The following is a 25,140-nucleotide window of genomic DNA, read 5'->3' as shown; positions in this document are numbered from 1 at the left end:
GGGGCGTACGACGACACGCCGGCGTATCGACCGAATGGTGGACGCGGCCGACGCTGATCGTCATGGATGATGATGCGACCGCGGTCAACCTCCCGGTCGTCTCTGGAGGCTTCGCTGACCGCTCGTCCGCCCGTCCGATCCGGACGGTCACCGGCACACGGGGAGAACAATTCAGTGATACGTCATGGCGCGCTGCGCCGCTCCGCACTGGCGGGGATCGCCCTCGTCTCCGTGACGTCCATCGTCTGCGCCGCCACCGGCGGCACCGCGATGGCCGATCCGTCCGATCCGCCCCGGGTAAAGGTCCGCGGCGCGGACAGCGCTGCTGCCGTGCCCGACCGGTACATCGTGGTCCTGAAGGACCGCAAGGCCAGCCCCAGCAAGGTGCGGGCCAGCGCGACCGCGCTCGCCGGCGCGCACGGCGGCTCGGTCCGCCGGGTGTTCGGCAAGGCACTCAACGGCTACTCCGCCGCGATGAGCAAGCGGCAGGCCGAGCGGCTGGCGGCCGACCCCGACGTGGCCTACGTCGAGCAGGTCCAGCGCTACACGGCCACCGGCACCCAGAGCAGCGCGCCGTGGGGCCTGGACCGGATCGACCAGACCACGGCCAAGCTCAACGGCTCCTACACCTACCCGACCACCGGCGCCGGGGTCACCGCGTACATCGTGGACACCGGCATCGACATCAACCACCAGGACTTCGGCGGGCGGGCCAGCAACGGTTACGACTTCGTCGAGAACGACACGGTGGCACAGGACTGCGACGGCCACGGCACCCACGTCGCCGGCACCGTCGGCGGCACGAAGTACGGCGTCGCGAAGAACGTCAAGCTCGTGGCGGTGCGGGTGCTCGACTGCACCGGCAGCGGCACCAGCGAGCAGGTCATCGCCGGCATCGACTGGGTCACCGCGAACGCGGTCAAGCCCGCCGTGGCCAACCTGAGCCTCGGCTTCAACGGCACCAACCTGGCAGTCGACGACGCGCTCAACCGCTCGATCTCCTCCGGCATCACGTACGCCGTCGCGGCCGGGAACAGCTCGCGGAACGCGTGCGGTGTATCGCCGGCGAACGTGCCGGCGGCCATCACCGTCGGCGCCACGGACCAGGTGGACTTCCGCGCCTGGTTCTCCAACTACGGCAGCTGCCTGGACGTGTTCGCCCCCGGGACCAGCATCGTCTCCGCGGCGGCGAACACCACCAGCGGTTCCGCGGTGATGAGCGGTACCTCGATGGCCTCGCCGCACGTGGCGGGTGCCGCGGCGTTGCTGCTCGAGGCGAACCCGACGTGGAGCCCGCAGCAGGTTCGCAACAGCATCGTCACCACCGGCATCGGCGGCGCGGTGCACGACACCATGGGGTCGATGGACCGGCTCCTGCACGTCGGCGCGGTCCAGCCCGCCCGCAGCTCGTACGGCCTGAAGGCGCGGACCAACGGCAAGTTCGTGACGGCCGAGAGCGGCGGCACCAAGCCGCTGATCGCCCGGGGGACCGCCCTCGGGGCGTGGGAGAAGTACGACGTCGTCGACGCCGGCGGAGGCCTCGTCGGCCTGCGGGCGAAGATCAACGGCAAGTACGTGACCGCGGAGAGCGCGGGCGCCAAGCCGCTGATCGCCCGGGGCACGGCGATCGGCGCCTGGGAGAAGTTCCAGATCATCAACAACAACGACGGCACGGTGAGCCTGAAGGCGAACGCCAACGGCCGGTACGTCACCGCGCCGAGCGCCACCTCCCCGCTGATCGCCAGCAAGACGACGATCGGCACCACGGAGAAGTTCGACTTCGACGCGCCGGCCCCCGTGATCAGCATCAAGTCGCAGGCCAACGGCAAGTTCGTGACCGCGGAGAGTGCGGGCGGCAAGCCGCTGATCGCCCGGGGCACGGCGGTCGGCGCCTGGGAGAAGTTCGAGATCGTCAACGTCGGGAACGGCGTCTACGGCCTGCGGGCACTGGTCAACGGCAAGTTCGTGACCGCGGAGAGCGCGGGCGGCAAGCCGCTGATCGCCCGGGGCACGGCGGTCGGCGCCTGGGAGAAGTTCGACATCCTGGACTACAACCCGGACGGGTCCGTCTACCTGCGGGCGTACGCCAACGACAAGGCGGTCACCGCCGGCAGCACCGGCACCAGCCAGCTGATCGCCAGCCGGACCATCAACTGGAACAGCGCGACCCTGGGTCTGGGCGTCGGCGAGAAGTTCGTCCTCGCCGTCATCTAGGTCCGATCACGACGGCGCCCGCCGGAGTTCCCCGAGCAGGGGACCCGGCGGGCGCCGTCGTTTCGTCCGGTGGTGGTCAGTGCTCCACGGTGCTGCCGTCCACGGCCGCCTTGCCGTTGCCGGCGATGTGCGCGCCACCGAGCCTGGCGAGCAGCCCGGCCAGGTCGATGCCGGTGAGGTCGCTGCCGAGCTGCAGGCCCTGCGCCACGTTGCCGGCCACCGACTTGGTCAGCGACGACGCGCCGTCGGTGGAGATGACGGTCATCTTGTCGATCGCGCCGATCGGCGCGCTGGCCGCCTCGACCACCTGCGGCAGCACCTTGACCAGCAGGTCCAGCACCGCGGCCTCGCCGTACGCGGCGAACGCGTCCGCCTTGCGGGCCATCGCGTCGGCCTCGGCCTGGCCCTTGGCCAGGATGGCCGCGGCCTCGGCCTGACCCTCCCGCTCGATCGCTTCGGCGATCGCCGAGCGCCGGCGCTGCTCCGCCTCACCCTCCTTGGCGCCCTCGATCGCGTTCGCCTCGGCCAGCGCGGCCCGGCGGGCCCGCTCACCCTCACCGATCAGCCGGGCCTGCTCGGCCGCGGCCTGGGCGGCGGCGATGGTGGCCTGCCGCTGCGCGTCCGCGCTGAGCACCGCGGCGTTGCGGGCGGCCTCGGCCTCCTGCTCCACCTTGTAGCGGGCCGCGTCGGCCGGCTTGCGCACCTCGGTGTCGAGCTGGCGCTGCTTCAGCTCGGCGTTCCGCTCGGCCACCTTCTGCTGCTCGGAGAGGATCGCCTGGTCCCGTTCGGCCTGGGCGAGCGGGCCGGCCGCCGCCGACTTCGCCTTGGCCGCGTCGATCTCGGCCTGGATGGCGGCCTGCTTGAGCGACAGGTTCCGGTTCGCCTCGGCGATCGCCTCCTCGGCGAGCAGCCGCTCCTGCTCGGCCTGCTGCCGGGCCCGCGCCTCGGCGATGGCGGCGTCCTTGAGCACCCGGGCGGCCTCCGGCCGGCCCAGGTCCGCCAGGTAGGAGCCCTCGGCCAGGATGTCCTGGAGCTGGAAGGTGTCCAGCACCAGGCCCTGGTTGGTCATCGAGTGCTCGGCCTCCTCGGCGACCGCGCTGGCGAACGCCGCCCGGTCCCGGATGACCTCCTCGACGGTGAGCCGGCCGACGATCGAGCGCAACGCGCCGGCGAGCACCTCCCGGGTGAAGTTGTCGATCTCGTCCTGCTGGTGGAGGAAGCGCTGGGCGGCGGCGCGGATCGCGTCCTCGGTGCCGCCGACCTTGACGATCGCGACGCCGTGCAGGTCGGCGCGGATGCCCTGCTTGCTCACCGCGCCCCGGATGCCGACGTCGATCCGACGGCTGGACAGGTCGAGCGACTGGAGCTTCTGCACCACCGGCAGGACGAACACCGACGCGCCGAGGACGACCTTCTGCCCGGACATGTCGGTGGAGCGGCCACCGTCGGCGGTCTGGGTGGTCCGGCCCTTGCGGCCGGTGACGATGAACGCTTCGTTCGGGCCGGCCACCTTGATTCTGGAGAGCACGAAGAGGATGAGGACGACGGCGAGGAGGACCGCGCCGCCGATGGCGACGAGCAGGGGCATGGGATTTCCGTCTCTGCGAAAGGGGTTCAGTAGGTCTCGACGTGCACGCTGGTCTCGCTGAGCGCTTCGACCACGAAGATCCGGGCGCCGAGCGGGATCGGCTGGTCGGCGCGGGCGTTGAGCTTGACCGGCTGGCCGGCGACCCGTACCCGGACCTCGCCGTAGCCGGTGGTGGGGACCGGGGTCACCACCAGGCCGACCGCGCCGATCAGGTCGTTGCGGGTGGGGGTGGCGTCGGTGCGCATGTCCCGCGCCGCCCGGCTGAGCCGGGTCGCCAGCCACGCGGTGGGCACCGCGGCGAGCGCGCCGCCGGCCACCGCCGCTGCGATCATCCAGGCGGTACGACCGCCCAGCAGCTCGTTGACAATCGCGGCACCGAAGCCGAACGCTCCGATGAAGCCGGCGACCGCCTCCACCGACACCGGACCGTCGGCGTCCGGGTGACCGAAGGTGAGCAGTTCGGCGCCGAGCAGGGCGAGCGCCAGCACGCCGACCCCCACCCCGCCGATGATGAGGAAGATGAGCGTTCCCGTGGCCACGACCTGCACGATATCGATGCCGCGCAAGGCCGCCGGCTGAGCGGGCGCTCAGCGCGGCGCCACCGTCACCGCCAGGTCGACGAGCTGCTTCGGCAACGGCTGACGGACCAGTTCCCGGCCAGACAGATCGGCGAGCACGAAGTCCCCGGAGCCGTACGGCCGCCGGTAGAGCAGCCGGTCGTCGGCGACCCAGGCGACGTCGGCGGCGGGCAGTGGGTTCACCACCCGACCGGTCGCTGTCTCGACCAGCAGCGGTTCGTCCTGCCCCTGGACGACCGCGAGCTTCCCGTCCGGTGACCAGGCATCCGGGCCGGCCGGCGCGCCCGGCATGGTGACGAAGCGGGTGGGGCGGCCGTCGTCGGCCGAGAAGACCTGCACGCCCTTCGCGAGATCCCGCGGCGAACTCTCGGGCGCGTGGCGGGCGGTCAGCGTGAGCCCCACCTCCCGGCCGTTCCGCAACCAGGTGAAGTCGCAGAAGTCGGTGCAGGACCAGCCCAGCGGGCCGATCACGTAGGTCTGTTTCGTGCCGTCCGTGCCCAGCACGATGAAGCCGAAGTGGTCGAGCTGGTGGGTGGTGAAGAGCACTCGCCGGCCGTCCGGGGACCAGCGCGGCTCGGAGAGCGCCCGGCCCACCTCGTACCAGCGGGTCTTTCCGGTGGTCAGGTCGAACAGGCCGACGTCCCTGGGCCGGTCGTCGTCGTGGACCGCGACAAGCGAGCCGGTAGGCGCCGGGAAGATGCCGTCGTAGCGGTCGGTGGTGAAGTAGCGGCTCCGTTTGCGGTCGAGCAGGTAGCCGTAGCCGGACCCGCCGGTGCCCTGCGCCCGGGTAACCACCCAGTCGCCGGGCAGCACCAGCGGCTTCGCTGCCCAGTCCGGCCCCGGTGTGGGCAGCATGGTCGGTGAGGGGGTGGCCGTCGGGGGCGGCGTGGCGGGTTGCGCGGCCGGCTTTGGCCGCAGCAGCACGAACGGCAGGGTCACGGCGACGACCGCCAGCACGGCGGCGCCGGCCGCGGTGACCCGCCGCCGGCGCCGCAGCCGGCGCCCTCGGCCGAGCGCCCGGGCGGCCAGGTCGGGTGCCGGCCCTGCCCCACCGGCGAGGTCGTGCACCGCAGCCCGCAGCGTCTCGTCCAGCGCCCTGGTCATCGGGTCACCTCCGCGCGGCTCGTCAGCTCGTCCAGCCCCGGCACCAGTTGCCGCAGCCTGGCCAGCGCCTTGGCGGTCTGGCTGGCCACCGTGCCGGCCCGGCAGCCGAGGAGTGCCGCGGTCTGCTCGACGCTCAGGTCCTCCAGGTAGCGCAGGGTCAGCACGGCCCGCTGCCGGGGCGGCAGCGCCCGCAGCGCATCCCGCAGCAGCAGCCGCAGATCGGTGTCGTGGCTGCTGTCGCCGACCGCAACCCGTTCCGGCAGCTCCGCGACCGGCACCTCGGTCCGCCGCGAGCGGCGCCGCCAGCCGGAGACCTGGTCGTGGTAGAGGATCCGTTTCACGTACGGCTCGGCGTCGCCCCGGATCCGCGGCCAGCGCGCGTACGCCTTGGCCAGCGCGTTCTGCAGCAGGTCCTCCGCCGCGTGCTGGTTGCCGGCGAGCGCGTACGCGACCCGCAGCAGGGCGGCACCCCGTTCGTTGACGAACGCGGTGAACTCCCCGTCGACGCCCTCAGCCACCGCCCACCTCCGTACCTCAGACGCACGGGGCCGGTGAGACTTTGCCTCATCGGGGGCGAAGAATGGGGGCATGCGCTGGACCGTGCTCGACTCACCGATCGGGGAGTTCTCCGTCGCCACCGACGGTGAGGCCGTCCGCGGGGCGCACTTCGGCCGGGTGGAGTCGGCGACCGACCAGCCCGGCGACGAGGTCGCCGCCCGGGCGCTGGCGGAGCTGCGCGCGTACTTCGCCGGTGAGCTGACCGAGTTCACCGTTCCGGTGGTGACGACCCGGGGATCAGAGTTCGAGCGTGCGGTGTGGCGGGAGATGACCCGCATCCCGTACGGGGAGACGAAGACCTACGGCGAGGTGGCGAAGGCGGTCGGGGATCCGGGGGCGGCCCGGGCGGTCGGGGTGGCCTGCAACCGCAACCCGGTCCCGGTGATCGTGCCGTGTCACCGGATCGTCGGCGCGGGCGGCAAGCTGGTCGGCTTCGGCGGTGGGCTGCCGCGCAAGGTGACACTGCTGGAGCTGGAAGCCCGCGTGGCGCTGCAGCGCGACTGGTCCTGACGTACGCCCGGGGCAAGGCCCGGAACGCGCGGAGGGCCAGGTCCGTGCGGACCCGGCCCTCGGTGGTGCTGTGGTCAGCGCGTCAGCGCTCGATCTCGCCCTTGATGAACGCCTCGACGGCGGCGTGCGCCTCGTGGTCGGCGTACTGCACCGGCGGCGACTTCATGAAGTAGGAGGAGGCGGAGAGGATCGGGCCACCGATCTTCCGGTCCAGCGCGATCTTCGCGGCCCGGACGGCGTCGATGATGACACCGGCCGAGTTCGGCGAGTCCCACACCTCGAGCTTGAGCTCGGCGTTGAGCGGGGTGTCACCGAAGGAGCGGCCCTCCAGGCGGATGTAGGCCCACTTGCGGTCGTCGAGCCACGGCACGTGGTCCGACGGGCCGATGTGCACGTCGCTCTTGGCCATCTCGTGCGGGATCTGGGAGGTGACCGACTGGGTCTTCGAGATCTTCTTCGAGACCAGGCGGTTGCGCTCCAGCATGTTCATGAAGTCCATGTTGCCGCCGAAGTTGAGCTGGTACGTGCGCAGCAGCTCGACCCCGCGGTCCTCGAAGAGCTTGGCGAGGGCGCGGTGCACGATGGTGGCGCCCACCTGGCTCTTGATGTCGTCACCGACGATCGGCAGGCCCGCGTCCTCGAACTTCTTCGCCCAGACCGGGTCGGAGGCGATGAAGACCGGCAGGGCGTTCACGAACGCGCAACCCGCGTCGATCGCGGCCTGGGCGTAGAACTTGTCGGCCTCCTCGGAGCCCACCGGCAGGTAGGAGACGACCACGTCGACCTGGGCGTCGCGCAGCGTCTGGGCCACGTCGACCGGCTCGACGTCCGACTCCTCGATGATCTCGCGGTAGTACTGGCCGAGACCGTCGAAGGTCGGGCCGCGCTGCACGGTCACGCCGGTCGGCGGCACGTCGCACAGCTTGATGGTGTTGTTCTCGCTGGCGACGATCGCCTCGGCGAGGTCCATGCCCACCTTCTTGGCGTCCACGTCGAACGCCGCGACGAACTTCACGTCCGAGACGTGGTAGTCGCCGAAGGTGACGTGCATGAGACCCGGGACGCGGTCGGTCGGGTCGGCGTTCCGGTAGTACTCCACGCCCTGTACCAGGGACGAGGCGCAGTTACCCACACCGACGATGGCGACGCGGACGGAGCCCATAGCGTCTGCCTCCTTCTTCTTCATCACGGCCGCTCTTTCCTGGACTCTCCAGGCGGAGGCGGGCTGTCGTTATCTCGTCGGCCGCCGGCCGTCCCGGGTTCCGGGACTGTCGGGGCTCGGCCGGAGCGCTCGTTGGCGATGAGCTCCTCCAGCCAGCGGACCTCGCGCTCACAGGCGTCGAGCCCGTGGCGTTGCAGTTCCAGGGTGTACGCGTCGAGTCGCTCGGCTGCCCGGCCGAGCACGTCGCGAAGGCCTTCGCGACGCTCCTCGATCTTTCGACGACGACCTTCCAGGATCCGGAGCCGGGTGGCCTGGTCGGTCCGGGCGAAGAACGCGAAGTGCACGCCGAAGCCCGTGTCGTCGTACGTCTCGGGCCCAGCCTGCGCTATCAGCTGAGCGAAGCGTTCCTTGCCCTCCGCGGTAATGGTGTAGACCACCCGACCACGCCGGCTGGTCAGCGCCGGAACCTCCTCGGCGGTCGTGGGTGCCTCGGCGGCTTCGGTGATCCATCCCGCCGCCTGCAACCGGCGCAGGGTCGGATAGAGCGAGCCGTAGCTGATGGCCGCCCGGATGGCGCCGAGTTTGGCGGTCAACTCCTTGCGCAGCTCGTAGCCGTGCATCGGCGCCTCCTGCAGGAGGCCGAGGATGGCGAGCTCGAGCACGGGCCACCCCTTCTTACCCCCGGCGCGGAACGGTAACCACCGCGATGTATCGGACCGATACATCGCACGTTAGCGGAGACGCATGATCAGGGCAAACCCTTCGCGTCTACGCGGTCCTGCTGTCACGGATCGTGACGGTGGTCGCCTCGTCCGGCCGGACCGCGTACCCTTTGCCGCATGCGTACGCAGCGCCAGGTCGTCGACTACTCGCTTCAGAAGCGAGCGGTGCTGCGCGAGCTTCTCGCCGCCCGGGTCGGCACGTACGACGTCTGCGACGCCTCGCCGTACCTGAAGAACGCGGCCCGCTTCCACGGCGAACCCACCGAGGAGCGCTGCCCGATCTGCCGCAGCGAGAACCTCATCCACGTCCACTACATCTACGGAGACGAACTCAAGCAGTCCGCCGGTCAGGCGCGCACCCGGGCCGAGTTGTCGGTCCTGGCGATGACGCTGCGTGAGTTCCAGGTCTACGTGGTGGAGGTGTGCCCCGGCTGTGACTGGAACCATCTCGTCGAGCAGTTCCTGCTCGGCCGGGACGGGCTGGCCGGTGGCGCGGAGGACGGGTTGGAGCGGGAGGCGGTGAGCGGTTCGTCCGCGCCGGCCGGCTCCACCTCTCGTCGAAGGCGAGAGGCGCAACGGTGAAGTTGGCTGTCCCGGTCGATCCCGACCCGACCCCCGGGTGGGGCGACCGACAGCAATTAGGTCTGATTGATCCGACTAGGTCGGATTTGACGGCTGCGCCCCGGCACGCCCGGGGAGTAACGTCTCGTGTTCCAGCTCACGGCAACCCGGTGGCGGCGCCCCCGCGCCCCACCGCGACCGGCAGGGTGTGAGGAATGAACTACGGCGATCCCAGTTCTTCGCATGGGCGGGCCCAGATCCCGGGCCCGAACGGCGACCCCGGTTCCGGAGGGAGCCCGCGCGTGGACCGTTGGTCATCCGGGCGGGATGACGCCGCCTCGGCTCGGGCCTCCGCGACTCCCCGGGGCTCCGCGTCCGGTGGACGTGCCTCGGTCGGCGGTGCGGCCCCGGCGCCGCGCGGTGCGTCGGGCTCGGCCTCGGTGGGCCGGGCCGGCGCGGGGCGGGCCTCGGTGCCGGTGTCCCCGGCACCCGGCGCTCCGGCCGGGCGTGCCTCGGTCGGCGCGGCCGGCGTGGGTACGGCCGGGCGGGCGAGCGTCGGCTCGGCGGCCGTGGGTGGCCGGGCCACCGTGGCCCGGGCCGGCGTCCCCGGCATGGCAGGCGGCGGTCCGGGCGGACCGGGTGGCCCGAGCGGCCCCGGGCGCGGTGGTAGCCGCGGTCGCGGGGACGACCCGGCCGCGCGGGCCCGGGCGAAGAAGCGGCGGCGGATCAACATGCTGATCGCCGGCTTCGCCGTCTTCATCATGCTCGCCGGCATCGGCGTCGTCGGCTTCACCTACTACTCCCAGAAGGTGTACCTGCCCGAGGACACCACCCCGCCGCTGTCCACCACCATCTACGCACGGGACGGCAAGACCCCGATCGCCAAGGTCGGTGAGGAGAACCGGCAGTTCGTCGCCATCGGCCAGATCCCGGAGTTCGTGCAGCACGCGGTGGCCGCCGCCGAGGACCGGAACTTCTACCGGCACTCCGGTGTGGACTACAAGGGCATCGCGCGGGCCGCGTGGAACAACTTCACCGGTGGCGACAAGCAGGGCGCCTCGACCATCACCCAGCAGTACGCCCGCAACGCGTTCGACAACCTCGACCAGGACACGTACGGCCGCAAGGTGAAGGAGGCGATCCTCGCCTCCAAGCTGAACGACCGGTACGACAAGCCGACGATCATGCAGCACTACCTGAACGTGATCTACTTCGGCCGCGGCGCGTACGGCATCCAGGCGGCGGCGCAGACGTACTTCAAGAAGGACGTGTCGAAGCTGGACGTGGCGGAGGCCGCAGTGCTCGCCGCGCTGATCAAGCAACCCGAGCCGAGCGCCAGCCACAAGGGCTACGACCCCGCGATCAACCAGCCGGCCGCGCTGGACCGATGGAACTACGTCATCCAGGGCATGATCACCGAGAAGTGGCTCGACGCGCCCAACATGCCCGCGCACCCCACCACGTACCCGACCAAGACGCTCCAGAAGCCCTCCAAGGGCAACGCGGCCGGCTTCGGCATCGACACGCCGTACGGCAACGTGGTCAACTACGTCTCGCAGGAGCTGCGGGAGATGAAGCTCTGCACCGACGACGAGGCGGCGGCCACCCCGGACAGGCCGCTCTGCTCGAAGGCGCTGAGCCGGGGCGGCTACCGGATCACCACCACCATCGACAAAAGGCTGCAGGAGGCGGCGCTCGACGCGGCCCAGGCGTCGCGCAAGGGCTCCGAGCTCTACGGGCAGCCGAAGAACCTGATGGCGGCCGTGGTGTCGATCGACCCGACCAACGGTGAGGTGCGCGCCTACTACGGCGGCGACAACGGCACCGGCACCGACTACGCCGGCAAGAACGTGGACAACGGCGTCGTCAGCGGCGGCCACTCACCGGGTTCGAGCTTCAAGATCTACACCCTCGCGGCGGCCCTCAAGGCCGACATCTCCATCAAGACGCGGTGGAAGGGCTCGGCGTTCACCCCGAAGGGGGTGGAGTTCAAGGTCAGTAACGCCGGCGCCGACAAGGTCTCCTGCGGCGACTCCTGCACGCTCGAGCAGTCGACGCTGAAGTCGCTGAACGTGCCGTTCTACTACATCACCGAGGAGATCGGCCCGGACAAGGTCCTCGACATGGCCAAGAGAGCCGGCGTCACGACGATGTGGCGGACCGACACCAACCCGGCCAAGGCGTACGACCTCACCAAGGCGGACCCGAAGGAGCTGGCTCCGGATCCCTTCTTCCACGTCATCGGTTACGGCCAGTACCCGATCACGGTGCTCGACCACGCCAACGGCGTCGCCACCTTCGCCAACGAGGGCGTCTACCACAAGGCGCACTTTGTGAAGAAGGTCGAGAAGCAGGACATCTCCACCGGAAAGTGGAAGATCGTCGGTGGGCAGTCCACCAAGGGTGCGCAGCGCATCGACAAGAGCATCGTGGCGGACGTGACCTCGGTGCTGGAGCAGTACCCGGGCCAGGTGAACCGCCGGCTCGACAACGGGCGAAAGGTGGCCGAGAAGACCGGCACCTGGGAGCTCGGTGACAAGAGCACGCAGAACGGCGACGCTTGGATGATCGGGTACACGCCGCAGCTCGCCACCGCGGTGTGGGTCGGCAACAAGGGTGCCCGCAAGGCGATCAAAACCAGCAATGGCCAGATGATCAGTGGCGCCAGGATGCCCGGTGCCATCTTCCAGCGCTTCATGAACGACGCGCTCAAGGGCATGGAGCAGAAGGACTTCCCGCCCGCCGCGCACGTCGGCAAGGACGACAAGGGCAACGGCACGCCGCCGCCGGAGGAAGGGCCTCAGGGCTGCGACCCGTTCGGTCTCTTCTGCCCGCCGGGCGGCGACAACGGCGGTGGCAACAACGGCGGTGGCAACAACGGTGGTGGCAACCCCGGGCCGGGTGGCCCCGGGCCCGGCGGCGGCCGTTGGCCGGGAGGCGGTGGTGGCGGAGGCGGGCTGCTACCGAGCACGCCACCACGGCAGACGTACTGACGGGCATGGCCCACGACGGCGGCCGGACCACTGGTCCGGCCGCCGTCGCCGTGTTCGGGTACCGGATTTCTGTGGTCGAGGCGGGACGCGGACCCCCGACGTACGGCAGGATGCCTGTCCATGAGTACCCAGTCGACGGCAGGCATCGACGCGAGCGGGACCCTGGACCACCCGTCCCGCTCGGACGGCTTCGTCCGCGGCGCCTCGGAGCTGATCGGCGGCCCGCTGGGCGACCACGCCGTCGCACTGGACCGGCCGGCGGGTCGGGAAGGCCGGTTCTGGACCGCCGCCCGGATCGTGCTGGCCCTGGTCTGCCTGACGCTCGCCCTGCACTGGGTGCAGAAGTCGCCCTGCCAGGACGGAGCCTGGCAGAACAACGTCCAGTACACCCGGATGTGCTACACCGACGTGCTGGCGCTCTACTACGCCGAGGGGCTCAACGAGGGCAAGGTGCCCTACGCCGACCACCCGGTGGAGTACCCGGTGCTGACCGGCTACTTCATGGGCGCGCTCGGCCTGCCGGTGCACGCCGTCGGTGTGGAGAACCCGAGCATCAACCAGGGCCAGTGGTTCTACAACCTGAACGCGCTGGTCCTCAGCGCGCTCGCCGTCGCCACCGTGGCGGTCATCCTCAACCTGCGCCGCCGACGACCGTGGGACGCGGCGCTGTTCGCGCTCGCGCCGGCCCTGCTGCTCACCGCCACCGTCAACTGGGACCTGCTCGCCGTCGGGCTGGCCGCGTTCGGGCTGCTGGCCTGGGCACGCACCGGGTCGGGCCGGGCTTTGCGAATTCGCCTGCCTGAACCATGGCTGCCGCAGCGCTGGCGCGAACGCGCCGGTCGCTTTTCCTTCGGCCGAGTGAGCACCGGGATGTTGCTGGCTGCCCTGGCCGGGGTGCTGCTGGGCCTCGGCGGCGCGGCGAAGCTGTGGCCGCTGTTCATCCTCGGGCCGATCCTGGTGCTCGCCGTCCGCGCCGGCCGGGTCTGGCCCGCCCTCCTGTCCACCATCACGGCCGCCGTGACGGTGGTGTTGGTGAACCTGCCGGTGGCGATTCCCTACCGGGAGAACTGGGGGCGGTTCTTCGAGCTGAACACCACCCGGCCGATCGACTGGGGCACCCTCTGGTACATCGGCCGCTACCTCGACGGCAAGATCAGCCCGTCCGGTCCGGGTGACCTCGGGCCGTTCGAGTGGCTGAACGCCCACATCCCCACCCTCAACTGGGTGTCGTATCTGCTCTTCGGGATGGCGTGCGTCGGCGTGGCCGCGCTGGCGCTGCTCGCTCCGCGCCGGCCCCGGCTCGCGCAGCTCGCCTTCCTGGTGGTCGCCGCCTTCCTGATCTTCAGCAAGGTCTGGTCCCAGCAGTTCGTGCTCTGGCTGCTCCCGCTCGCCGTGCTCGCCCGGCCACGCTGGGGCGCCTTCCTGGCCTGGCAGATCGCCGAGGTCTGCTACTTCGCCGCCTTCTATGGCGAACTGCTCGGCGCGGCCACCAGCAAGCCCGTCTTCCCCGAGGGCGTATTCGTGCTGGCGGCCAGCCTGCGGCTGGTCACCGTCGCGGTGCTCTGCGGCTTCGTGATCCGGGACATCGTGCGCCCCGAGCGCGACGCGGTCCGCACCACGTACGCGGACGATCCGGACGGCGGCGTCCTCGACGGGGCCGATGACGCCCCCTGGCACGTCCGCTGGCGCCACCGCTCCACCGCCACCGAGCGCCCCGCCGAACCGGTCACCGCCTGACCCGAAACTCCCGCGATCCCCTCACAGACGGAAGACGACCGCGTCGTCGATTTCCTCACGCGTGATGCCCAGCCCGTCGGCTGGCCGGTCGAGGATCCCCTCCCAGGGGGTGCCGGGGAGTTGGCCGCGCAGCACGACCACGGTCTTCACGCCGAGCTGGCGCAGGTATTCGACGCTGGGCTGGTCGGGGAAGCCGACGCTGACGTCGCGTACCCGGGTCTGGCTCTCCGGGGTGAAGCCGCTGCCACCGTTGACCATCTCCTGGAACCGGCTGGTCGACCAGAGCATCACCGGCTGGTCCAGGTTCTGGCTGCTGGGCAGGACCAGCATCGGGCCGTCGACCGTCCGCATCACCGCCGGCTGCTGGGGCACCACCGGGTGCGGGGTGGTGTTCAACCCCTCCACGGCGACCAGGAGCAACGGCAGCAGGGTGGCCAGCCGCAGCCACGGCCCGGGCCACGGCGGTACCCGTTCGGCGGCGAGTTCGCGTACCCGGGCGCAGAACGCGGTGACCGCGCCCGCGGCGAGCAGGCCGAGCAGCAGGGTCGTCCAGAGCATCATCCGGCCCGGGGTGCGCAGCCCGTTCCAGCCCGGCAGGTACTCGAAGAGCGGCACGTAGGTGAACCGGCCGCCCAAGAACCGGGTGCCCATGGCCAGGGCCATCGTCACCAGCACCCCGGCGAGCAGGAAGATCCGGTGGCGGACCCGCCAGACCGAGAAGAAGAGCCCACCGGCCGCGAGGGCGTAGAGCACGAAGCCCGGCAGCAGCGTCATCTCCGGGTGCCAGGGCAGCACGGCCCGCGCCCCCTCGTGCAGCGGACCCCAGATCCGCGACTCCGCCGGGGCGGTGAGGAACCCGCTGGCCGGCGGCGAGAAGAGTTCGATCTCGCCGAGCGTCCGCGCCGCGTTCGGGTGCAGCTCCGCCACCTTGAAGTACGGCACCGCGAGCAGCGCGCCCACCGCGGCGAAGAGCACGCCGCCGAGCACGTCGGCGAGGAGCAGCCGGCCGCCGAACGGACGCTTCCCCGAGCGCACCACCCAGCGCCGGGTGAACCAGATGACGGCCGAGACCAGCACGATGCCGGCCAGCAGGTACGCGAACGGCAGCCCGATCCCGAAGCCGAGGCTGAGCTGCCACGCCGCCACCGCCCAGCCGGCGAACGCCCAACCGGCGTGGCGACGCCGGGGGCGGTAGCCGTGCCGGAGGGACCAGCCGTGGCCCCGGGCGAGCATCGCCAGCGCCAGCGGGATGCCGCCGTTGGACAGGATGTGCAGGTGCCCGGCCTGGGCCAGCACCCACGGGGCGTACGCGTAGCCGGCCCCGGCCACCGCGGCCCCGATCCGCCCCGCGCCCAGCTGCCGCGCCAGCGCGTACGCCCCGAGCGTGGCGAGCGCGTGCGCCAGCACGAAGATGATGTTGTAGCGCAGCAGGGCGGCCTCGGGGCCGTGGCCGAGCATGCCGGCCGGTGCGTAACCGAGCAGGGTGTCGGAGAAGGCGAAGCTCCACGCGTCGGGGAAGAAGGTGTTCGACTGCCACAGCTGCGCCGGGTTGGTCAGCAGGATGTGCCCGGACCAGGCCATCTGCCAGGACTGGAGGCTCGGGTCCCAGTAGTCCTGCGGCAGCGTGTAGAGCGGGTAGCGCAGCGTGGGCCAGGTCATCAGGACGGCCAGCACCAGCGAGGCGACGGTGGCCAGGGTCCACTCGTGGACCAGGAACCGGCCCACCGCGCGGGCCGCCCGGCGCGGCCGGGTGAGCACGCGATCCGGGGCGGGGCCGAAGGCGGACCACGGGTCGGCCGACGCCGTACCCTCGGCGGCCTTGTCCTTCGCCGTGGCCTCGCCGGCGGCGGTGGCCCTGCCCTCGTCGGTCTTGTCGTGCGCACCGGCACCGGGGTTGTCCCCGCCGGCCTTCGCGGCGAGCGTGTCCGTGTCGGCCGCACCGGTGCCGCTCGGGCCGGTCCTGGTGGCGGTCGGGTCCGGGCCGGCCCCACCGGTGTCACCGGCGGTGGCCCGGTCGGCGCCGGCGGCCCCGGCCGGGTCGGTCGTCCCGGCCCGGGCGCTGCCGGCGCGGTCCGAAGCCGGCCGCCCGGTGGCCCGTTCCCCCGCCGCGTCGGCGGCTGCCTTCCGGTCAGTGCCGCCGGCGGACGGCTGCGAGCCGCGGTCGACCGAGGGCCCGGCGGGACGCGGGCCGCCGGTGGCGTCGGACTGCTCGGTGGTCATGCCGCCGACGCCCCGATACCCAGCTGCGAGCGCAGGAGGGCGATGTCCGCCGCCTGGCCCTCGACGCCCCCCGGAGTCTCCACGATGACCGGTGCGCCGGCGGCCCGGATCACCGCCACCACCAGCTCCGGGTCGATGGTCCCGCCGTCGAGGTTGTCGTGTCGGTCCTGCCCCGAGTTGAAGGCGCCCTTGGAGTTGTTCGCGTGGATCAGGTCGATCCGGCCGGTGATCGCCTTGATCCGGTCAACCAGACCCAGCAGCTCCTCGCCCCCGGCGTGCGCGTGGCAGGTGTCGAGGCAGAAACCCACCTCGTAGTCGCCGAGCGCGTCCCAGAGCCGGGCCAGCGCGTCGAGGCGACGGGCGCAGGCGTTGTCACCGCCGGCGGTGTTCTCGATCAGGACGGGGAGTGGGAAGCCGCCGGAGTCTGCCGCGTAGGCGAAGGTCTTCCGCCAGTTGTCGAAGCCGATTGCGACGTCGTCCCCGGCGTTGACGTGGCCGCCGTGCACGATCAGCCCCTTGGCCCCGACGGCCGCCGCCGCGGCCGCATGGCCGAGGAGCAGTTTGCGGCTGGGGATGCGGATCCGGTTGTTCAGCGTGGCCACGTTGATGACGTACGGGGCGTGCACGTAGAGGTCGACGTCCGCGTCGCGCAGCCGCTCGGCGTCCTCCCGAGGCTTCGGGGCCTTCCACCCCTGTGGATCGGCGAGGAAGAACTGCACGGCCTCGGCGTCCCGGGCGGCCGCCTCGGCCAGCGGGTCGGTCGGATCGACGTGGGCTCCGATTCGCATGCAGGGCAGCCTACGTCGCGCCTCCGACGAGCGGGGAGACCGCGAGCGCGTCGATCCCGGCGTCCGTGCCGCCGCCACCGGTACGGGCGGCGGCGCGGGTGGCGTCACCAGCGGGCCGGGCCGGTCGTTGTCCGAGGTGGGATCGATGGTCGACGCTTCGCCCGGACGCGGTCCACAGGCATCCGGAGCGAAGGGGAGACCCCCGGGAACGGGACGCCCCGCCGTGCGGCCCGGCACGGCGGGGCGGGATCCGACTCGTCAACTGGCGGCCAGACGGTAGGACAGTCCGGCAAATTCCTCCATTTCCCCATACAGGTGACGAGAGCGGTTGTATGGTCGGACCAGGTAACAACACGATAAAGCTCCGCGGGGCGTCCTCGATCCAACCTCATCGGTGTGGTCGTTCCTCCCCAGGTCCCACCCAAGGAATGCGGACGGGACGCCCCGCGGCCTTGTGGACAGGGGTCCACCCACCGGTGCGCGACGCCGGGGGTGGACCCCTGTCGCCGCACCGGCGACCGCGTACGACCGGCCCGAACATGATCGTCCGGACCGGGTATCCTGGTCCGGTTGTCCGCGTCCGGCCGGGTCCCCCCGGGTCCGGGCCGGGCCACGACGCACGACCTCCTGCCACGGAAGGACCGTGGCCGCTTAGCCCACAGGAGGTGAGCACGTCTTGCGTCATTACGAGATCATGGTGATCCTCGACCCCAGCCTCGAGGAGCGCACCGTCGCCCCGTCGCTCGACACGTACCTGAACGTGATCCGGACCGCGGGTGGCTCGGTGGAGAAGACCGACGTGTGGGGCCGCCGGCGCCTCGCGTACGAGATCAACAAGAAGGCCGAGGGCATCTACGCCGTCGTCGACCTCCAGGCGACGCCGGAGGCGGTGGCCGAGCTGGACCGTCAGCTCCGACTCAACGAGTCGGTGCTGCGCACCAAGGTCATCCGTCCGGAGATGCGCTGAGCATCCGACCCGGCACGTCCGGATCAAGCCTCATCGACGGTGTCGGAGGGCTCTGAGAGCCTGTAGGGCACAAAGATGAGTGCGCGAGGAGATGGTCATGGCAGGAGACACCACCATCACGGTCATCGGCAACCTGACCGATGACCCCGAGTTGCGGTTCACCCCCTCCGGGGCTGCGGTCGCCAAGTTCCGGGTCGCCTCGACGCCCCGCTTCATGGACAAGGCGTCCGGCGAGTGGAAGGACGGCGAGCCGCTGTTCCTCTCGTGCACGGTCTGGCGGCAGGCCGCCGAGAACGTCGCCGAGTCGCTGCAGCGCGGCGCCCGGGTGATCGTGTCCGGCCGGCTGCGTCAGCGGTCGTACGAGACCCGCGAGGGTGAGAAGCGCACCGTCATCGAGCTGGAGGTCGACGAGATCGGCCCGTCGCTGCGCTACGCCACGGCGAAGGTGCAGAAGATGTCCCGGTCCGGTGGCGGTGGCGGCTTCGGCGGTGGTGGTGGCCAGGGCGGCGGAGGCAACTTCGACGACCCCTGGGCCTCGGCTGCCCCGGCTCCCTCGCGCGGTGGTTCGGGCGGCGGAAACTTCGACGAGGAGCCCCCGTTCTAATGGCGCCGAGCGCCCGCGATCGCAAACCAGGAGCAAGAGCAATGGCCAAGGCTGCGGCACTTCGCAAGCCGAAGAAGAAGGTGAACCCGCTCGACAAGGACGGGATCACCTACATCGACTACAAGGACACCGCGCTGCTGCGCAAGTTCATCTCCGACCGCGGCAAGATCCGCGCTCGGCGGGTGACCGGCGTGACCTCGCAGCAGCAGCGGCAGATCGCCCGTGCGGTCAAGAACGCCCGCGAGATGGCGCTCCTGCCGTACACGGCCACGACCCGCTGAGAGGAGGCACCGACATGAAGATCATCCTGACTCAGGAGGTGTCCGGCCTCGGTGCCCCGGGCGACATCGTCGAGGTGAAGGACGGCTACGGCCGTAACTACCTGCTGCCGCAGGGCTTCGCGATCGCCTGGACCAAGGGTGCGGAGAAGCAGGTCACGGTCATCAAGCGGGCCCGCGCGGCCCGGGAGATCCGCGACCTCGGCCACGCCAACGAGGTCAAGGCCCAGATCGAGGGCCTGAAGGTCAGCCTGAAGGCCCGCGCCGGCGACGGCGGCCGGCTCTTCGGCTCGGTCACCCCGGCCGAGGTCGTCGACGCCGTCAAGGCGGCCGGCGGTCCGGCTCTGGACCGTCGTCGGCTGGAGCTGCCCGGTCACATCAAGTCGACCGGCGCCTACCCGGTGAGCATCAAGCTGCACCCCGAGGTGACCGCCAAGTTCAACCTGAACGTCATCCCGAGCTGACGTTCGACAGCACGACGGAGGGGCTCGCGCCGGACTTCGGTGCGAGCCCCTTCGCCTGTCCCGGCTCCGACGGCTTCAGCTCGGCCGGCGGCCACAATTCGGCGTCCGCGCCGCTGGGCGGCGCTGGGAACAAAGGCCGGTCTGCCGCCGCACGGCGACCTGAAAGCGCCGGTCAGCCGATCGACTGACCGGTCACCGCGCTGATCATCACCGTGGAGAGGCCGCCCCCGACCACCGCCGCGGCCAGCGCCACCGTGACCGAACGCCACGTCGTCCCGATCCGGCGCAGCACCAGCGCGACGGCGAGACTGCTCACCAGCGCCAGCCCGAACCGCGGCGCGCCCGCGACCAACGAGGCGAAGGCGTGCGTGCGCGGCGAGTCACAGCCTCCGCCGGTGATGTCGGTGACGCACTCCGCCGGGACCCGCCCGTCGAGGAAGAGCAGCCCGACGAAGAGCAGCAGCGCCGGAACCAGGTAGCAGGCGGCGGTGTAGGCCAAGGCCCGGATCCGGCCGCCCGGATCCGGGTCGAGCAGATCGTCCGCAAGCGGGCGCGAGTGCGGCGCCGACGACGAGGTCTCCGTCCGGCGGGGATCCTCACCCCCGAGCTGGGTCCCCGACCAGAACGCCTCCGCCTGCTCCGCCGACGCCCAGCCTTCGCGGACCGGCGCCGGCGGCACCGTCCGGTCCCACTGGTCGACCTCGGTGTACCGCTCCCACTGGCCGGTGTCGGCGCACCGGTCCCACTGGCCCGGGTCGGTCACCCGATCCCACTCACCGGTGTGCTCGGTCCCGTCCCAGCGGCCGGTGTCCTCCGCCTGGCCCCTTCGACCGGTGGTGGAACGACCCCACGCATGCACCCCCGAGGCGTCCCACCGGTCGCCCTCCCCATCCGAGGTGGTGGTGCCCTCCGGGCCCGACCAGGTCGCCTGCGGCCGCCGGGGCTGCGCGCGGCGCGGCCAACCCTCCCGGGCCGGCTCGACCCCGGTGGGCTCGGCCCGCCGGCGCCCGACGTACCCCTGCTTCTGCGGGGTGTCCAGGGTCCACTCGGCGGTGTGCTCCCCGGCCGGGCCGGCACCGACGCCGTGCAGGTCGCGCCGGTCGCTCTCCCCACGCCCTCCGGTGTCCGCCCGCCACCCGCCGCCCGAGTACGGCGGCGGCACCTCGTCATCGTCGTCGGGGGCGGCGTGCCGGCCCCCGCCGTCCGCCCGGCGGACACCCGACTCCAACGCCCACCAGGGGAGGTAGGGGTCGACCGGCTCCTGCTGCCCGCGTTCACGGGCGCGGCGGCGGCTCGGGGTGCGGTAGCGCTCAGGCGGGTGCGCGTCGGCCGGACGGGGCTCGGCGGGGCCGTCCCAGGCGGCGGTCGGCCGGCGCTCGTGCGGGCTGCCCTCCCCGCCTTCCCAGTCCCGGTAACTCACGGCCGGAGCGTGACCCTTCTCAACCGAATTGGCAATCCGCTGTCCAGGTGTAGCCGTTCGCTGAGATCGTACGGGACGATCGGTGCCAGAATCCGACCCGAAATTTGCCGTCCACAGGGTGGGGATTGCGTTGTCGCAGGTCAGAGCCGGTGTGATCAGAAATCCCCACCGCTTGTCCACATGCCTGTGCACAACCTGCACACATCCTGTCCACCGGCGTCCACAGGTTGTCCCGAGGCTCGTCCACCGGCGTTGTTGAGGGCCTGACCTCGGGTTCCGTATCGTGGTCCCCCGACCGTCCGGGCGAGCCCCCGATCGATCGGAGGGCCGCCGGAGATGTCAGACCCCGGCGGTAGAGCTGGATTCGATCCGACGCAGCGAGGGGGGACCGTGTCGGTCACCGACGACACGCGTATGGAGCGGACCGGTGGGCAACCGCCCGCGCCGGCGCAGCGGGACGCGCAGTTCGAGAAGAACCCACCCCAGGACGTGGCCGCCGAGCAGTGCGTCCTCGGCGGCATGCTGCTCTCCAAGGACGCCATCGCCGACGTCGTGGAGATCCTGAAGTCCAACGACTTCTACCGTCCGGTGCACGCCACCATCTTCGACGCGATCCTCGACATCTACGGCCGCGGCGAACCGGCTGACCCGATCACCGTCGCGGCCGCACTCGCCGACTCCGGCGACCTGGCCCGGATCGGCGGAGCGCCCTACCTGCACACGCTGATCGCCAGCGTCCCCACCGCAGCCAACGCCGCCTACTACGCCCGCATCGTCGGCGAGCGGGCGGTGCTGCGCCGGCTGGTCGAGGCCGGCACCAGGATCGTCCAGCTCGGGTACGGCACCGGCCAGGGCGGCAGCCGGGACGTCGACGACATCGTCGACCTCGCCCAGCAGGCCGTCTACGACGTGACCGAGCGCCGGGTCAGTGAGGACTTCGCCGTCCTCGCCGACATGCTCCAGCCGACCCTCGACGAGATCGAGGCGGTTGGTGCCCAGGGCGGGGTGATGACCGGCGTGCCGACCGGCTTCAGCGACCTCGACCGGCTGTTGAACGGCCTGCATCCGGGGCAACTCGTAATCGTTGCAGGCCGGCCCGGTCTGGGCAAGAGCACGGCAAGTATGGACTTTGCCCGAAATGCCGCTATCCGCGCCAACCAGGCGGCGGCGATCTTCTCGCTGGAAATGAGCAAGGTCGAGATCGTCATGCGACTGCTCTCGGCCGAGGCCCGCGTACCGCTGCACGTGCTGCGCAGCGGCCAGCTCTCCGACGACGACTGGACCAAGCTGGCGCGCTGCATGGGCGAGATCAGCGAGGCACCGCTCTTCGTCGACGACACGCCGAGCATGAATCTGATGGAGATCCGGGCGAAGGCGCGGCGGCTGAAGCAGAAGCACGACCTCAAACTGATCGTGGTCGACTACCTCCAGCTCATGACCTCGCCGAAGCGCACCGAGAGCCGGCAGCAGGAGGTCGCCGACCTCTCTCGTGGCCTCAAGCTGCTGGCCAAGGAGGTCGAGTGCCCGGTGATCGCGGTGAGCCAGCTGAACCGTGGCCCGGAGCAGCGCACCGACAAGCGACCCCAACTGTCCGATTTGCGCGAGTCTGGCTCAATTGAGCAGGATGCCGACGTTGTCATCCTTCTTCACCGCGACGACTACTACGACAAGGAGTCGCCGCGAGCCGGGGAAGCGGACCTGATCGTTGCTAAACACAGGAATGGACCCACGGATACAATTACCGTAGCAGCCCAGTTGCATCTATCGCGATTCGTGGACATGGCTATCGTGTGACGTATGACGACGTTGAATGTGCGGCTGTCCGACGTGCAGAAGGAAGAGCTCGTGGAGCGGGCGGTCAGGGGGGAGGGCCTCACTAAGTTGGGTGAGGCGTATGGCATCAGTCGGCAGGCAGTGCGGGGAATTCTTCGTCGTCGAGGAGTGCCGCCCCGAATTGTCGGAAAGCTTACGGAGGCTCAACGGGATGAAGTCGTTCAGCGGTACCTGAACGGCTCTTCCATGGCGGATCTTGCACGGGCTTTTGGCGTGACAGAACCTTCTGTGCGTGGGCTCCTGGTCCGTCGTGGCGTAGCCCTACGCCGAGTCAACCACATGCTCCGGCATGATGCTTTTGACCACCTGACCCCTGATGCCTGCTACTGGGCTGGCTTCCTCTTTGCTGACGGATCGGTGGGATACCGTCCGGGCCACCTGCCACACGTCTCGGTTGGCCTGGCGCAATGTGATCGCGAGCAGTTGGTTGCTCTGCGTAGCTTTCTAGGTTCAACCGGCAGTATCTCTGCCCCGAGTGCGACCCACGGATCATGTCAGTTCTCTGTGCGCTCGGTCCAATTGGCTGATCGGCTTGTGGAGCTTGGCAGGTATCAAGGAAATGTTGATCAACGACTAGCCGTGTCCCGCGACTTCTGGCGTGGTGTGGTTGACGGCGACGGTTCGATTGGGATGTATCGGACCAAGCAGAACCCTCGGCCGTTTGCTCAATTTCGACTGGTCGGATCTCGCCGGATACTCGAGCCCTTCACGGAATTCCTCGTCGCGGCGGGATTGAGCCGCCTCTCCGTGCGGCCGCACAAGACGATTTACAATGTAGGCACGACTCGCAGGTCGGCTGAAAAGATAATTTACCTGCTGTACAACGATGCAGCAGTCGCTTTGCGCCGTAAGGCAGAGATGGCTGCCCGGATACTGAACCACGCGGATGCTGGATAGCCTGCCTTCCTGACAGAAAAACAGACACGACCACGGCGTTTCTGGCAGTCGACCGGCGAGCGGGGTGATCCGCACGGTGGCCGACGCCAGCGGGAGTGCGCTGGCTCACGGTCAGCCGAGCAGCGGGAACCAGCCGGCGGCCTCGCCCAAGTCCCGCCGGTCGCCGGCGGTGAGCGGGATCCGGCCGGTGGCCTTGAGCAGGAACTCCCGGTCGTCCCAGCCATTCGGCCGGACCGCGTGTCCGCTGAGCAGACCAGCCAGCGTGGCCACCGCGACGTCGGTGGCGACGGCGCCGGGCACGGGCGCATCCGGCAGGTCGACCACCAGGTCGAGGTGGTGCACCACGGCCTCGGTGGTGAGGGTGGCCAGCAGATCCGGTACGCCGATGATGCGGCCCTGGGTGGTGACGTAGCCCTGCGGATCGGCGTTGTGTACGGCTGCGCCGGCCGCGCGGACGGCGGCCGGGGCGGTGTCGCACCACAGCCTTACCACCCCGCTGGGCCGCTCGAAGGCGGCGGCCGACCGTCGGACCCACCAGGCGTTCCCGCCGCCCGCACGTCCACCCGGCGGGAAGGACCGCCAGTAGCTGACGCTGTTGACGTCCGGCGGGCCGTCGGCGGGGCTGGCGAGCGTGACCAGGGCCCGCTGGGCGTCGCACAGGACGTGGAAGAGCAGGTCGGCGACGAGCCAGCCCTGGCAGCGGGTCGGCCGTTGCAGGTCGACGTCGTCGAGATCGGCGACCACCCGGGTGATGCCGTCGTAGGCCTGCGCCAGGGCGATGTGCTGCCCACCGGGCTTCATGGGGTGAGCGTCGCACACGGGACGCCGCTCGGCACCTCGGCCGAGGTGCCGAGCGGGCGGGCCGGGGCATTGCCCGGGCCCGGCTGGGTACCGGTCAGTCGAAGAGTTCGCCGAGGAATCCGTGCTTCTTCTTGCGGCGGTAGTGGCCGTGGTAGCCGTAGTGCTGGCCGTGGCCGTACGCGGGCTGCGCATAGCCGTGGCCAGGCGGCGGCGGAGGGGGCGGCGGGACGGCACCGTAACCAGGCTGGTGCGGGGCGGCGGTGGTCGGCGGTGGGGGCGGCGGGGTGTAGCCGCCGGCGGCCGGGGCGGCCGGCTGCGGGGCGTGCTGCTGGTTCCAGTTCGCCTCGGCCTCGAACAGCTTCTCGAGTTCGCCACGGTCGAGGAAGATGCCCCGGCACTCGCCGCACTGGTCGATGATCACTCCGCTGCGCTCGTACTGGCGCATGTCGCCATGACACTTGGGACAGGTGAGCTGCATGGCATCGACGGTACCCGGTGAACTCACGCGGTCGCCTTCAGCGTTTCCGTCACCTCGTCGTCGGAGACCTCGTGGAAATCCTCGTAGTAGGCGCCGACCGCCATGAAGTCGGGCGGCGTCTCCAGAATGACCACCTGGTCGGCCTCGGCGGCCAGCATCTCGTATGCCTGGTCGGAGCCGACCGGCACGGCCACGACGACCCGGGCCGCACCCAGGTGGCGGGCGACCTGCACGGCGGCGCGGGCGGTGGCGCCGGTGGCCAGCCCGTCGTCGGCGATGACCGCGGTCCGCCCGGTGAGGTCGAGCGGCGGCCTGCCCGCTCGGTAGAGGCGCTCGCGGCGCTCCAGTTCGGCCTGCTCCCGCTGCCGTACCTCCGCCTTGTCGGACTCGCCGAGCCGGTTCGCGACCATCTCGTTGAGCACCTGCACCCCACCGGGGCCGAGCGCCCCGTACGCCACCTCAGGTGCGTACGGCACACCGAGCTTGCGGACCACCAGCACGTCGAGGGGCACGCCGAGCGTTTCGGCGATCACCCGGGCGACCTCCACGCCGCCGCGTACCAGCCCGAGCACGATGACGTCCGGCCGCCCGGCGAGGTCGGTGAGCTTGTCGGCGAGCGCGCGGCCCGCCTCGGCCCGGTCGCGATAGGTGGTCATGTTTCTA

23 protein-coding genes are annotated in these 25,140 nt (G+C 70.8%); 11 read left to right on the top strand and 12 right to left on the bottom strand.

Annotated elements, in window-relative coordinates:
- Window positions 1–174: 174 nt before the first annotated feature.
- Entirely contained in the window at window positions 175–2,214 is a 2,040-nt protein-coding gene (locus tag ACNAVT_RS15885) for a S8 family serine peptidase (protein ID WP_416296981.1), read from the top strand.
- Between the two features lie 76 nt (window positions 2,215–2,290).
- On the opposite strand, the gene ACNAVT_RS15880 is transcribed toward ACNAVT_RS15885, so the two are convergent.
- Genes ACNAVT_RS15880 through ACNAVT_RS15865 form a run of 4 tightly spaced genes read right to left on the bottom strand, consistent with a single transcriptional unit; the run spans window position 2,291 to window position 6,002 of the window.
- A complete protein-coding gene (locus tag ACNAVT_RS15880) occupies window positions 2,291–3,802 on the bottom strand; it encodes a flotillin family protein (RefSeq protein ID WP_416296979.1) in 1,512 nt (503 codons plus the stop codon).
- Between the two features lie 26 nt (window positions 3,803–3,828).
- Window positions 3,829–4,350 carry a hypothetical protein gene (locus tag ACNAVT_RS15875; RefSeq protein WP_416297054.1) on the bottom strand — a complete coding sequence of 174 codons (522 nt, stop codon included), beginning with the start codon at window positions 4,348–4,350 and terminating at the stop codon, window positions 3,829–3,831.
- Between the two features lie 39 nt (window positions 4,351–4,389).
- A complete protein-coding gene (locus ACNAVT_RS15870; protein ID WP_416296977.1) occupies window positions 4,390–5,484 on the bottom strand; it encodes a hypothetical protein in 1,095 nt (364 codons plus the stop codon).
- Entirely contained in the window at window positions 5,481–6,002 is a 522-nt protein-coding gene (locus ACNAVT_RS15865) for a SigE family RNA polymerase sigma factor (RefSeq protein WP_416296975.1), read from the bottom strand. Before ACNAVT_RS15865 ends, ACNAVT_RS15870 begins: the two co-directional genes overlap by 4 nt.
- Before the next feature lie 70 nt (window positions 6,003–6,072).
- On the opposite strand from ACNAVT_RS15865, the gene ACNAVT_RS15860 reads away from it, so the two are divergent.
- Complete coding sequence (locus ACNAVT_RS15860) at window positions 6,073–6,552, top strand: methylated-DNA--[protein]-cysteine S-methyltransferase (protein ID WP_416296973.1); 480 nt, start codon at window positions 6,073–6,075, stop codon at window positions 6,550–6,552.
- A gap of 82 nt (window positions 6,553–6,634) precedes the next feature.
- Here the strand turns inward: ACNAVT_RS15860 and ACNAVT_RS15855 are convergent, their stop codons facing one another.
- Window positions 6,635–7,714, bottom strand: coding sequence for an inositol-3-phosphate synthase (locus tag ACNAVT_RS15855; RefSeq protein WP_416296971.1), 1,080 nt, complete (start codon window positions 7,712–7,714; stop codon window positions 6,635–6,637).
- A 23-nt stretch (window positions 7,715–7,737) separates the two neighbouring features.
- Window positions 7,738–8,376, bottom strand: a complete 639-nt coding sequence (locus tag ACNAVT_RS15850; RefSeq protein ID WP_416296969.1) for a PadR family transcriptional regulator — start codon at window positions 8,374–8,376, stop codon at window positions 7,738–7,740.
- 177 nt (window positions 8,377–8,553) lie between these two features.
- On the opposite strand from ACNAVT_RS15850, the gene ACNAVT_RS15845 reads away from it, so the two are divergent.
- From ACNAVT_RS15845 to ACNAVT_RS15835, 3 genes are all read left to right on the top strand, one after another.
- Window positions 8,554–9,018: a DUF5318 domain-containing protein gene (locus tag ACNAVT_RS15845; protein ID WP_416296967.1), complete on the top strand. Its 465-nt coding sequence runs from the start codon at window positions 8,554–8,556 to the stop codon at window positions 9,016–9,018.
- 194 nt (window positions 9,019–9,212) lie between these two features.
- Window positions 9,213–11,990, top strand: coding sequence for a transglycosylase domain-containing protein (locus ACNAVT_RS15840; RefSeq protein ID WP_416296965.1), 2,778 nt, complete (start codon window positions 9,213–9,215; stop codon window positions 11,988–11,990).
- Between the two features lie 120 nt (window positions 11,991–12,110).
- The gene (locus tag ACNAVT_RS15835; protein ID WP_416296964.1) at window positions 12,111–13,727 is read left to right on the top strand and encodes a glycosyltransferase family 87 protein; all 1,617 of its coding nucleotides are present in this window, start codon (window positions 12,111–12,113) and stop codon (window positions 13,725–13,727) included.
- Window positions 13,728–13,748: 21 nt separating this feature from the next.
- Here the strand turns inward: ACNAVT_RS15835 and ACNAVT_RS15830 are convergent, their stop codons facing one another.
- Together ACNAVT_RS15830 and ACNAVT_RS15825 are read right to left on the bottom strand one after the other, a co-directional pair.
- A complete protein-coding gene (locus ACNAVT_RS15830) occupies window positions 13,749–15,947 on the bottom strand; it encodes a hypothetical protein (protein ID WP_416296962.1) in 2,199 nt (732 codons plus the stop codon).
- Window positions 15,944–16,735 (bottom strand): deoxyribonuclease IV, encoded by a 792-nt coding sequence (locus ACNAVT_RS15825; RefSeq protein ID WP_416296960.1) that lies wholly within the window; start codon window positions 16,733–16,735, stop codon window positions 15,944–15,946. The genes ACNAVT_RS15830 and ACNAVT_RS15825 overlap by 4 nt, the downstream gene beginning before the upstream one ends.
- Window positions 16,736–17,411: 676 nt before the next feature.
- Here ACNAVT_RS15825 and rpsF point away from each other — a divergent pair.
- From rpsF to rplI, 4 genes are all read left to right on the top strand, one after another.
- The gene (gene rpsF, locus ACNAVT_RS15820; RefSeq protein ID WP_013736576.1) at window positions 17,412–17,702 is read left to right on the top strand and encodes a 30S ribosomal protein S6; all 291 of its coding nucleotides are present in this window, start codon (window positions 17,412–17,414) and stop codon (window positions 17,700–17,702) included.
- Between the two features lie 79 nt (window positions 17,703–17,781).
- Entirely contained in the window at window positions 17,782–18,306 is a 525-nt protein-coding gene (locus ACNAVT_RS15815) for a single-stranded DNA-binding protein (RefSeq protein ID WP_416296958.1), read from the top strand.
- Window positions 18,307–18,347: 41 nt separating this feature from the next.
- A complete protein-coding gene (gene rpsR / locus ACNAVT_RS15810) occupies window positions 18,348–18,587 on the top strand; it encodes a 30S ribosomal protein S18 (RefSeq protein ID WP_013289355.1) in 240 nt (79 codons plus the stop codon).
- 14 nt (window positions 18,588–18,601) lie between these two features.
- Complete coding sequence (rplI, locus tag ACNAVT_RS15805) at window positions 18,602–19,048, top strand: 50S ribosomal protein L9 (protein WP_416296955.1); 447 nt, start codon at window positions 18,602–18,604, stop codon at window positions 19,046–19,048.
- A gap of 172 nt (window positions 19,049–19,220) precedes the next feature.
- On the opposite strand, the gene ACNAVT_RS15800 is transcribed toward rplI, so the two are convergent.
- Window positions 19,221–20,468 carry a hypothetical protein gene (locus ACNAVT_RS15800; RefSeq protein ID WP_416296954.1) on the bottom strand — a complete coding sequence of 416 codons (1,248 nt, stop codon included), beginning with the start codon at window positions 20,466–20,468 and terminating at the stop codon, window positions 19,221–19,223.
- A 414-nt stretch (window positions 20,469–20,882) separates the two neighbouring features.
- Here ACNAVT_RS15800 and dnaB point away from each other — a divergent pair, with 414 nt between their 5' ends.
- Together dnaB and ACNAVT_RS15790 are read left to right on the top strand one after the other, a co-directional pair.
- Complete coding sequence (dnaB, locus tag ACNAVT_RS15795) at window positions 20,883–22,262, top strand: replicative DNA helicase (protein ID WP_416297052.1); 1,380 nt, start codon at window positions 20,883–20,885, stop codon at window positions 22,260–22,262.
- 3 nt (window positions 22,263–22,265) lie between these two features.
- A complete protein-coding gene (locus tag ACNAVT_RS15790; protein ID WP_416296952.1) occupies window positions 22,266–23,198 on the top strand; it encodes a hypothetical protein in 933 nt (310 codons plus the stop codon).
- Between the two features lie 111 nt (window positions 23,199–23,309).
- Here ACNAVT_RS15790 and ACNAVT_RS15785 read toward each other — a convergent pair whose 3' ends face one another.
- The 3 genes from ACNAVT_RS15785 to ACNAVT_RS15775 form a co-directional block, all read right to left on the bottom strand.
- Window positions 23,310–23,999, bottom strand: coding sequence for a maleylpyruvate isomerase N-terminal domain-containing protein (locus tag ACNAVT_RS15785; RefSeq protein WP_416296951.1), 690 nt, complete (start codon window positions 23,997–23,999; stop codon window positions 23,310–23,312).
- Between the two features lie 94 nt (window positions 24,000–24,093).
- Window positions 24,094–24,477 carry a zf-TFIIB domain-containing protein gene (locus ACNAVT_RS15780; RefSeq protein WP_416296949.1) on the bottom strand — a complete coding sequence of 128 codons (384 nt, stop codon included), beginning with the start codon at window positions 24,475–24,477 and terminating at the stop codon, window positions 24,094–24,096.
- Window positions 24,478–24,500: 23 nt separating this feature from the next.
- Window positions 24,501–25,133: a phosphoribosyltransferase gene (locus tag ACNAVT_RS15775; protein ID WP_416296947.1), complete on the bottom strand. Its 633-nt coding sequence runs from the start codon at window positions 25,131–25,133 to the stop codon at window positions 24,501–24,503.
- Window positions 25,134–25,140 lie beyond the last annotated feature (7 nt).

Source organism: Micromonospora sp. SL4-19 (assembly GCF_047921475.1).
Classification (GTDB): Bacteria; Actinomycetota; Actinomycetes; order Mycobacteriales; family Micromonosporaceae; genus Micromonospora.
Note: the sequence above shows the minus strand (reverse complement) of the source record. Positions and strands in the feature narration are given on the sequence as shown.